Source organism: Pelagibacterium limicola (genome assembly GCF_015694405.1).
GTDB lineage: Bacteria > Pseudomonadota > Alphaproteobacteria > Rhizobiales > Devosiaceae > Pelagibacterium > Pelagibacterium limicola.
Genome location: NZ_JADQDB010000004.1, coordinates 403,837 through 413,713, shown reverse-complemented (window position 1 = coordinate 413,713; position 9,877 = coordinate 403,837). Strand labels below are relative to the sequence as shown.

Annotated in this window: 11 protein-coding genes; 7 read left to right on the top strand and 4 right to left on the bottom strand. The window is 63.3% G+C overall.

The annotated features are described in order from the left end of the window. Positions 1-256 precede the first annotated feature (256 nt). From phnD to phnN, 7 genes are all read left to right on the top strand, one after another. Positions 257-1,186, top strand: coding sequence for a phosphonate ABC transporter substrate-binding protein (phnD, locus tag I2G20_RS10875; protein ID WP_196259714.1), 930 nt, complete (start codon positions 257-259; stop codon positions 1,184-1,186). A gap of 95 nt (positions 1,187-1,281) precedes the next feature. Then, the gene (phnC, locus tag I2G20_RS10870) at positions 1,282-2,124 is read left to right on the top strand and encodes a phosphonate ABC transporter ATP-binding protein (RefSeq protein ID WP_196259713.1); all 843 of its coding nucleotides are present in this window, start codon (positions 1,282-1,284) and stop codon (positions 2,122-2,124) included. Next, entirely contained in the window at positions 2,121-3,053 is a 933-nt protein-coding gene (gene phnE / locus I2G20_RS10865) for a phosphonate ABC transporter, permease protein PhnE (protein WP_343070329.1), read from the top strand. Before phnC ends, phnE (I2G20_RS10865) begins: the two co-directional genes overlap by 4 nt. After that, complete coding sequence (phnE, locus tag I2G20_RS10860; RefSeq protein ID WP_196259712.1) at positions 3,050-3,898, top strand: phosphonate ABC transporter, permease protein PhnE; 849 nt, start codon at positions 3,050-3,052, stop codon at positions 3,896-3,898. Before phnE (I2G20_RS10865) ends, phnE (I2G20_RS10860) begins: the two co-directional genes overlap by 4 nt. A gap of 159 nt (positions 3,899-4,057) precedes the next feature. Next, complete coding sequence (locus tag I2G20_RS10855; protein ID WP_196259711.1) at positions 4,058-4,765, top strand: DUF1045 domain-containing protein; 708 nt, start codon at positions 4,058-4,060, stop codon at positions 4,763-4,765. A 1-nt stretch (position 4,766) separates the two neighbouring features. Then, on the top strand, positions 4,767-5,906 hold the full coding sequence (locus tag I2G20_RS10850; protein WP_196259710.1) for an alpha-D-ribose 1-methylphosphonate 5-triphosphate diphosphatase: 1,140 nt from the start codon (positions 4,767-4,769) through the stop codon (positions 5,904-5,906). Beyond that, positions 5,903-6,481 (top strand): phosphonate metabolism protein/1,5-bisphosphokinase (PRPP-forming) PhnN, encoded by a 579-nt coding sequence (phnN, locus tag I2G20_RS10845; RefSeq protein WP_196259709.1) that lies wholly within the window; start codon positions 5,903-5,905, stop codon positions 6,479-6,481. The genes I2G20_RS10850 and phnN overlap by 4 nt, the downstream gene beginning before the upstream one ends. An 8-nt stretch (positions 6,482-6,489) precedes the next feature. Here the strand turns inward: phnN and I2G20_RS10840 are convergent, their stop codons facing one another. The 4 genes from I2G20_RS10840 to I2G20_RS10825 form a co-directional block, all read right to left on the bottom strand. Continuing rightward, positions 6,490-6,798: a hypothetical protein gene (locus tag I2G20_RS10840; protein ID WP_196259708.1), complete on the bottom strand. Its 309-nt coding sequence runs from the start codon at positions 6,796-6,798 to the stop codon at positions 6,490-6,492. Positions 6,799-6,859: 61 nt separating this feature from the next. Then, positions 6,860-8,014, bottom strand: a complete 1,155-nt coding sequence (gene nagA, locus I2G20_RS10835; RefSeq protein WP_196259707.1) for an N-acetylglucosamine-6-phosphate deacetylase — start codon at positions 8,012-8,014, stop codon at positions 6,860-6,862. Further along, on the bottom strand, positions 8,011-9,063 hold the full coding sequence (locus I2G20_RS10830; protein WP_246473010.1) for an SIS domain-containing protein: 1,053 nt from the start codon (positions 9,061-9,063) through the stop codon (positions 8,011-8,013). Before I2G20_RS10830 ends, nagA begins: the two co-directional genes overlap by 4 nt. After that, a complete protein-coding gene (locus I2G20_RS10825; RefSeq protein ID WP_196259706.1) occupies positions 9,060-9,821 on the bottom strand; it encodes a GntR family transcriptional regulator in 762 nt (253 codons plus the stop codon). The genes I2G20_RS10830 and I2G20_RS10825 overlap by 4 nt, the downstream gene beginning before the upstream one ends. Positions 9,822-9,877: the final 56 nt, after the last annotated feature.

Below are 9,877 nucleotides of genomic sequence, written 5' to 3'. Positions count from 1 at the left end.
CGTCCGGAGATCGAGTGACAAAGCTTTCGACATGTCCGCCGGCCTCCTCACCCGGCAAACATGATGAATCAGAAACGCGTTGATTTGGGAACCCGCACCGATTCATTCAGCTCGGGTGACGCTCTAGCGCAGGCCGTCATTTTACTGTCGCGCAAACTTCAAGAACGTGTCGCAGACTGCCGATAGGGCTTTGCATCGGACAGGCGGGCTATCCGTCCGGCCACCGTGCAACCCTATTCATCGCTGTGGAGATTCCATGTTTGCGACCCTTACCCGCGGCACCGCCCTCGCCGCGCTTGCCCTGAGCCTTTCTTCGACCGGCGCGCTTGCGCAGGGCTGGCAATCCGAACTTCCCGCCTTCCGTGTCGGCCTGCTGGGCGGCGAGAACGAAGCCGACCGCCTGCGCAAGAACGAGTGCATGGTCGAGCAACTCGGCGAACTCCTCGGCGTTCCGGTCGAGCTCTACCCGGCTTCCGACTATGCCGGCGTCATGCAGGGTCTGGTTGCGGGGCAGCTCGACGCTGCCCAGCTTGGCGCCTCGGCCTATGCCGGGATCTACATCCAGGACCCAGAAGCGGTTGAGCCGATTTTCGTGGCGCTCGAAGCGGACGGCTCGGACGGCTACTACGCGATGATGTATGCCCGTTCGGACAGCGGCATCGCATCGATCGACGATATGCAGGGCAAGAGCCTCGCTTTTGCCGATCCCAACTCGACCTCGGGTTATCTCGTGCCGAAGGCACAGCTCGAACTTTCCGGCATCGACATCGAGAGCTACTTCTCCTCGACCGGCTTTGGCGGCGGGCACGAGCAGGCCCTGGTTGCCGTGCTCAACGGCCAGTATGACGCAGGTGTGACCTGGACGTCCGGGGTTGGCGAAAAATCCGAAGGCTTCTCGCGCGGCGCGCTGCGCTCGATGGTCGACAAGGGTCTGCTCGACATGGCCGATCTCGATATAGTCTGGACCTCGGACATCATCCCCAACGGACCCTGGGTTATTCGCAAGAGCGCGCCGCAGGAAGCCAAGGACATTGCCATCGCCTGGATGGAGACGCTCCGCGACACCGACTACGACTGCTATGTCGACGTTTCGCAAGGCGACGGCCAAGGCTTCAAGCGCGTCGATCATACCTTCTTTGAAGGTATCGTGGCCATGCGCCGCGCCGAGCTAGAGGGTTCGCGCTAAATCGATGACCGGGGCGCGACGCCCCACCCGGAGGGCCGCACGAATGTGTGGCCCTTTCGTCTTTCAAACGCCTGCCTTCAGCAAAGGGGTGCACCGTGCTCAAGATCGATCGACTGACCAAGTCCTTCAAATCCCGCAACGCCGTCAACGCCATCGGGCTCGATATTCCAGAGGGGCAGATGGTGGGTATCATCGGGCGTTCAGGGGCGGGCAAATCCACCCTTTTGCGCATGCTCAACCGGCTGGCCGAACCGACTTCCGGCCGGATCGTTTTCGACGGGCGCGACATCACCGCGCTCCGGGGCCGCGACCTGCTCGCCTGGCGCGCGACCTGCGCGATGGTGTTCCAGCAGTTCAATCTCGTGGGACGCCTCGATGTCATCACCAATGTGATGGCCGGGCGGCTCTACCATCACAATTTCGTCGCCTCCATGCTCCAGCTTTTCGACGATGAAGACCGCGCCCGTGCCATCCGTGCGCTCGACCGGCTGGGCATGGCGCATACCGCGCTACAGCAGGCCGATACGCTGTCGGGCGGCCAGATGCAGCGCGTGGCCATCGCCCGCGCGCTCGTGCAGGAGCCGCGCATCCTTTTGGCCGACGAGCCGATCGCCTCGCTCGATCCGCTCAACGCCAAGATCGTCATGGATGCGCTGTCCGCGATCAACCGCGAAGACGGTATCACCGTCATCTGCAACCTCCATACGCTCGACACGGCGCGCAGCTATTGCGACCGCATCATCGGGCTCGCGGACGGAAACCTGGTCTTCGACGGCGCGCCCAGGGACCTGACCGAAGCCAAGGCGCGCGAAATCTACGGCGCCGAGAGCGAGGAGGCCTTCTCGGAGGGCCTGACATCGACGACCATAGGCAAGCCGTTGCCGGCCGCCGCGATGATCGCCGCGCGCCCGCAATACGCACTCGGGGCAGCGCAGTGAGCGAGGCCGGCTTTCCGGGCACGCTCGCCCGCTCCGACACCGATCCCGTCGCGGGTTTCGAGGCTCACCGCAGGCAGCTCGCCCGCGAGAAGCGGGCGATGAACCTGCTGTTCGCCGCGCTGTTTATCGCCGCCCTCGCGACGTCGATCTATGTATCGCGGTTCTACCCCGACCGATTGGCAGCCGGTATCCCGCGCATCTTCGAATATTTCGGCACCATCCTGCCACATCTCGAATGGCAGGTGCTGTTCGAGGGCCGCAACGAAGCGGGGCGGGCGACGCCGGGCTCGATCGCCTACTGGTTCGCCGATTTCGGCACCTATGTCCGACTGATCGTCGAGACGATCTTCATGGCGCTGACGGCAACCCTGCTGGGGGCTGCCGTCGCATTCGTCCTGAGCTTTCCGGCCTCCAAGAACCTCGCGCCGAATTCCACGGTCTTCTGGATTTCGCGGCGCTTCATGGAAATCTGCCGCGGGGTACCCGAGATCCTTTATGCGCTCGTATTGGTCTTTGCGGTCGGGATCGGGCCCATTGCCGGGGTCATCGCCATTGCCATCCACACCGCCGGGGCGCTGGGAAAACTATTTGCCGAGGTCAACGAGAACGCCTCGATGCGGCCGGTCGAGGGCATCAAATCGGTGGGCGGGAACTGGTTCGAGCAGATGCGCTACGGGGTGGTGCCGCAGGTGCTTCCGAACTTCACCTCCTACACCCTGCTCCGTTTCGAGATCAACGTACGTGCCTCCTCCATCGTCGGCTTTGTCGGCGCGGGCGGAATCGGCTCGGAGCTCAATCGGGTCATCTCTCTATATTCGGACGACCGTGTCATCGCGGTGTTGATTCTGGTTGTCCTCACCGTGACGCTGATCGACCTCCTCTCCGAGCAATTGCGGTTCTATTTCATCGGCAAGGAAAACCTCAAATGAGCGGCTATACCGTAACCCGCGCCGATATCGACGCCCTCAAGCTCGTGCACCCGGATGTCTTCGATGTGCGTCGAAAGCGGGCTATCCTTGCAATCGTCTGGGCCGTCGTCATCGGCTATGTCGCGATCTCGCTCTGGTACTTCGATGTCGGCCGGTTCCTCAACGCATCGGACCGCGCCTGGCGGCTGATTTCGGCAATGTTCGTGTGGAAGGACATCGAGACCTGGCAGTTCGCCAATATCTACGGCGCGATTGCCCAGACCCTGGCGATGGCGTTCCTCGGCACCTTCATGGCATCGGTCGCGGCGCTGTTCCTCGGCTTTCTCGCGGCACGCACGACAATGCCCTTTCCCTTCGTGCGGCAGATCGTGCGGCGCATTCTTGATGTTTTCCGCGGCGTCGACCAGCTGATCTGGGGGCTGGTGTTCGTGCGGGCGGTGGGGCTTGGACCGCTGGCCGGCGTGCTAGCGATCTTCATCTCGGACACCGGAACGCTCTCGAAACTCTATTCCGAAGCGCTTGAAAATATCGACCGCAAGCAGGTCGAAGGCGTGCGCGCCACCGGCGCGGGGCCGATCAAGGTGATGCGCTACGGCTACCTGCCGCAGGTGCTGCCGGTCTTCATCTCGCAATCGCTCTACTTTTTCGAATCGAGCACGCGCAGCGCGACCATACTGGGGCTCGTCGGTGCGGGTGGCGTGGGGATGATCATCATCGAGCGGTTCCGGGCCAATCTCTTCGATCAGGTGGCCTTCGTCGTCATCAACGTCCTTATCTGCGTTTTCGCCATCGATTGGGTTTCAAAGAAAATCCGCGAACGCTACATTGGCGAGCAGAGTCACTAGGGACAATTGGCGTTCGGCCTAGGGAACCCAAATCTGTAGGCCCTGCCCTTTAATTCCAACGACAGAAGCGCGGCACGCCGCAGTCAATCTTCTGTCACAGAAATCGCCTAGAGGGCGGTTTCTCTTTTTACGGCTATGTTCACGGGACGTTTTTCCACCATGCGCTATGCGATCTATTTTGCTCCTGCCCAGGACGATCCACTGTCCCGCCAAGCCGCTTCGTGGCTGGGGCGCGATGCATTTGCGGATGCAGCGCTGTCGCATCCTGGAGGCACGTCTCTGCCGGCCGATACGATCAACGCGATTACCAGCTCGCCCCGGCGCTATGGTTTTCATGCCACCCTCAAGGCCCCGTTCCGGCTTGCCGAGGGGCAGACGGAAGCCGAGTTCGTCGCGGCGTTCGACCAGTTTGTGGCATCGAGCGAAGCTTTCACGGTGCCCGAAATGGTCGTCGGCAATCTCAGCGGATTCTTCGCCATCGTCCCGCGCGAGCCGAGCCCCGCGCTCAATGCATTTGCCGGCGAGGTCGTAACGGCATTTGAGAAATTCCGCGCGCCGCTCACGACCGAGGACATTGCCCGCCGCAATCCCGAGCATCTGAGCCCCGCCGAAGCGGCCAATCTCCATGATTGGGGGTATCCGTATGTCTTTGAATCCTTCCGCTTCCACATGACGCTGACCAACAGGATCGCGCGCGAGGACCAGCCGGCGATCGCAACGGAACTGGAGCGGCTTTTCGCGCCTTTCCTTTCCAGACCGTTCCCCATCGACGGGCTGGCGATCTTTGCCGAGCCTGAACCCGGCGCGCCGTTCACGGTGCTTCACTACGCCCGCTTGTCCATCGCCCAAGACAGAAAGACGGCTTGAAATGGCCACCGAAACCGCCCTTACAAACGCCCGCATCGTCCTGCCCGACGAGGTCGTCACGGGTACGCTCCTGATCCGCGACGGCCAAATCGCGGCCATCGATACCGGCACCGCGCGGACAGGCGAGGACATGGAGGGGGATTACATCATCCCCGGCCTCATCGAGCTTCACACCGATCACCTCGAAAACCACTATTCGCCCCGACCCGGCGTGCGCTGGCATGTGATGTCGGCCATCCATGCCCATGACGCGCAGATCGCCACCTCGGGGATCACCACGGTGTTCGACTGCCTGCGCATGGGGAGTGACGAGGACGACGGGTTCAAGGTCGGGGAGATGCGCTTTCTCGCCGACGCCATCCATGCCGCCGGGGATCAGGATCGCCTGCGCGCCGAGCACTTCATTCACCTGCGCTGCGAAGTGTCGGCCCCAGATGTCATGGAGAGCTTTTCCGAGTTCGAGGGTGACGGTCGCGTCAGGCTGGCCTCGCTGATGGACCACGCTCCCGGACAGCGGCAGTTCCAGTCGATGGAGCAGTACGTTTTCTACTACAAGACCAAGCGCGGGCTGACAGACGAGCAGTTCGAGAAGTTCTGCGCGCACCGGACCGAAAATTCGCAGATGCACTCGGCGCGTCACCGCAAGCTGATTGCCGACTATTGCAACGCCAATGCCATCGCGCTCGCCAGCCATGACGATGCGACGCTCGACCACGTCGCAGAAGCACGGCAACAGGGCGTCCGCGTCGCGGAATTTCCGACGACGGTTGAAGCGGCGCGCGCCTCCCACGATGCGGGGATGAAGGTCCTGATGGGCGGCCCGAACATCGTGCGCGGCGGTTCGCATTCGGGCAACATTGCCGCGTCCGAACTTGCCGCCCTCGGCATTCTCGATGTGATTTCGTCCGACTATGTGCCCTTCTCGATGCTGCAATCGCTCTTTGCGCTGGCGGATGGCGACATGGGCATCTCCCTGCCGCAGGCGGTCGCCAAGGTCACTGCAAATCCCGCCGATGCTGTGGGATTTGCGGACAGGGGGCGGATCGCGGAGGGGTTGCGCGCCGATCTGGTTCGCATCCGCAAATTCGACGACGTGCCGCAGGTCCGTTCCGTCTGGCGGCAAGGCCGGCGCGTGGCATGAGCGCGGAGAAGATCGGTCCGGGCAGCCTCGTCGCCGTGGTCGGGCCCAGCGGATCGGGCAAGGACACGCTTTTGCGCAAGGCGATGGCGCATTTCGCCAACGATCCCGACGTCGTCTTTCCTCAACGCGCCATTACGCGGCCGGCGGGCGACGCTCATGAGGATCACCTTGCGCTGAACCCGCTTTCCTTCGAGCATCAGCGTGCCAACGGCGCGTTTGCGCTCGATTGGCAGGCCCATGGGCTGCGCTACGGCATTCCGGCCAAAGTGGATGAGGATATCGCACAGGGCTGCACGATCGTCGTCAATCTCTCGCGGTCGGTGATCGCGGCGGCACGAGCGCGCTATGCCAATGTCAGCGCCGTGGCGATTACCATCGATGCGGAGACGATGCGGAAACGCCTGATGGCGCGGGGGCGCGAAACGCAGGACGACATCGAGAACCGAATCGCGCGCATGGACTTTTCACCCCCCGAGGGGTTCGACCACGTAATCGACAATACCGGGCCGCTCGAGACCGCCGCGGCGTGCCTCTATGCGATCATCGAGATGCAGGGGCAGTTGGCCCGCGCCTAGATTTTCCCTCAGGAAGGATCCTCGGTCTCGCGGTGCAGGACTTCCTTTTGCATGTGATGCCCGGGCTGCTTGGCATAATCGGGGTCAGGGCTTTCAGGCGAAGGAACATCCTCGAGCGGATCGCGCTCGCGCTCCTTCTCGAACTCCGCCTCGGTAATCTCCTCGGCCTCCTTTTCGTCATCGGCGACGAGGTCGGCCGCATTGGGCACGGCCACCCCGAATTCGGTGACAAGGAAATCGGCGCTCTGTTCTTTCGCCGCGCGGCCGTCCCGCTCGTGCTCCGTCTGCCCTTCGCCAAGCTCTGGCTTGCTGGTCATTTCACATCTCCACCGGTCATTAGGGAGTCAACGGCGCGCGTTGGCCCCGGTTCCCGATGGATCAACCGATGACGCGCGCTCCCCTGACCCACACCCCTGCGATGTCGTGGCCATCGGCCAGATGGATCATCGATGCTTCGGCGCCGGGCTTGAGGTGTCCGAGGCGATCCGAGCGGGCGATCGCCTGGGCAGGATAGAGCGAGGCCATGCGCAGGGCTTCATCGAGGTCGACTCCGATGGTGCGGTGCACGTAACGGACGGCATCGATCATCGTGAGATCGGCGCCAGCCAGCGTACCGTCGGCGAGACGCAGCGCGCCATTTTCGCGGACGATCTCGCGGCCGTTGAGCGAAAACCGCTTCAAATCGGTGCCAATGGTGGACATTGCATCGGTGACGAGGAAAATTCGGCCCGGCCCGGACTTGGCCCGCAGCGCGATGGTCATGGTGGCCGGATCGACATGCAGGCCATCGGCTATGAGACCTGCCCAAACCCCTTCGGTCAGGGCCGCCCCCACAAGTCCGGGCTCGCGATTGCCTAACTGGCTCATCGCGTTGAAAAGATGCGTCACCATATTCGCCCCGGCGGCGAAGGCGGCGCGGGCGCCGGCGCAACCGGTATCGGTGTGACCAAGGCTTACCGTTATTCCGGCGCCTGCAAGCGCCGATATCTGCTCGATGGTTACAGACTCGACGGCGACCGTGGTCAAAAGCGTCGGCAGCGCCTCCCGCGCCACGACGAGCGCATCTAGATCGGTTTGCTGCATCGGCCGGATCAATGCCGGATCGTGCGCGCCCTTGCGCGCAATCGAGAGATGGGGGCCTTCGATGTGAAGCCCGGCAAAACCCGGTATGCCTTGCCGCTGGGCGGCGATACCCGCTTCGAGCGCGGCGCGGGTGGTCTCCGGCGTATCGGTTATGAGGGTGGGAAGAAGCGCGGTCGTCCCGAAAGCGAAATGGGCAGCGCAAATCTGCGCGATGGCGTCGACATCCGGGGCGTCGTTGAACAGCACGCCGCCCCCGCCATTGACCTGCAGATCGACAAAGCCGGGGACCAGCATGCCGCCATAGAGTTCGATGACCTCTGTATCATCGGGCAGATCGTCGATCGGGACGACGGCGGAGACCGTGTCCTCGGAAACCAGCACCGTGCGGCCCTGATGCCAGGTTTCTCCATCGAAAATCGCGGCCCCGGTGAAGGCTTTGCGGGCACTCATAGCGTCGATGTCTCTTTACGGAGGTGGGGCGGGGTATCGGGGTTGAACCCGCGATGCCGCGCCAGGGCTTCGATGAAGCTATAAAAGCTCACGACCTCGGCAATCGGATCGGTGAGCGGGTGGCCGGTGCGGGCGGAGGGCAACGGGGTTCCACCATCGGGCTCGGGATCGGGATCGGTTACAAACACCGCGCCGCCCTGCCCCGCCAACCGGGCACAGGTTTCGAGGATCGAGGCGCGCGCCTTGTCGGCAGAGCATAGCGCGAGCACGGGAAAGCCGTCCCGGACGATGGCAGCGGGACCGTGCAGCACTTCGGCGGTCGAATAGGCCTCGGCATGGAGGCCAGAGGTTTCCTTGAACTTGAGCGCAGCCTCGCTGGCGATGGCCGCGCCCGGCCCGCGCCCCAGCACGAACAGCGAATTGTGCCCATCGAGAGCCTCGACCAGCGCCGACCAGTCGCAATCGAGCGCTGCTTCAAGATCATTGGGCAGGCGATCAAGGGCGGTTTTGAGTGCTACATCATTGGCCCAGTCCGCGACGATTGCCAGGCCCGCGACGGCGGAGGTCACGAAGGTCTTGGTTGCGGCGACCGAATGCTCGGTCCCGGCGAGAATGTCGACAACGTGGCCGGCAGCGCGGGCGAGCGGGGAGCCTGCGGTATTGGTGATGGCAATGCTGGTGGCCCCGGAAGCCGCCGCGCTTTCGAGCATGGCGACGATGTCGGGGCTCTTGCCCGACTGGGAAATCGTGATGACCCCGGCTCGCCCGAGCCTCAGATCGACGCCGTAGATCGAAGCAATCGAAGGCCCCACCGAAGCAACCGGCAGGCGCAGGATCAATTCGCAGCAATATTTGAAATAAGTCGCGGCGTGATCGGACGAGCCGCGGGCAATGGTCACCATGAAATTGGGGTTCGCTGCCCGCAGGGCATCGGCGGCGGCGGCAATCGCCCTGCCGCCCTCGGTCAGCAGTCGCCGGGTCGCGGCCGGGATTTCAGCGACTTCGCGCTTCATATGGGTCTGGGACATGGATTGGCTCATCTCGTTCATTCAGGCGCTCCAAGGCGCAGTTCGGCGACGAAGTCATAAGCGTCACCGCGGTAAACCGAGCGGGTGGATTCAACGATCCGGCCCGACGCGAGATAGGATGTGCGCTCGATCCGTAGCGCCGCCGAGCCGGGCGCCACCCCGAGCAAGGCCGCATCGGTATCGCCAAGATTGATCGCGGCAATGCGCTGGAGGGCGCGGACGGGGCGGTTCCCGGTTTCGTCGAGCTTGGCATAAAGGGAGTCCGTGATGGCGCCGGGATCGGGGAGAATCGATGCGGCGAGCGTGGCGCGTTCTATGGCCATCGGGATTTCATTGGCGATGCGCAGCCGGGCGATCCGGGCGACCTTCTCATGGCTCGAAAGGCCCAGGATGACGGATTCCTCGGGCGAAGGCACGTAGAGGCCGCGTTCGAGCCATTCGGAGCGCAGCGTCATGCCGCGGCGCGCCATGTCCTCGGTGAACGAGGTGAGGCTCGATAGCGATTGCTCGACCTTCTGCACCTCGGGGGCGACGAACGTGCCCGAGCCGTGGCGCTGGATGAGGATTCCGTCGCGCACCAGATGCTGGACGGCCTTACGCACGGTGACGCGAGAGACATCGGCAATGGCCGCGATATCGCGCTCGGAGGGCAATGCGTCGCCTGCCTTGACGAGCCCGGAGCGTACAGCGTCCTCAATGGACTTTTGGAGGCGCAGATAGAGCGGCCCGCCGCTGCCGCCGGCAACCTGACGGAAGACATCCTCCATTGTCACACTCATTGCCCACTTCCTCCGCCCATACTGCGCGATGGGGTTCCACAACATAATACCAATAA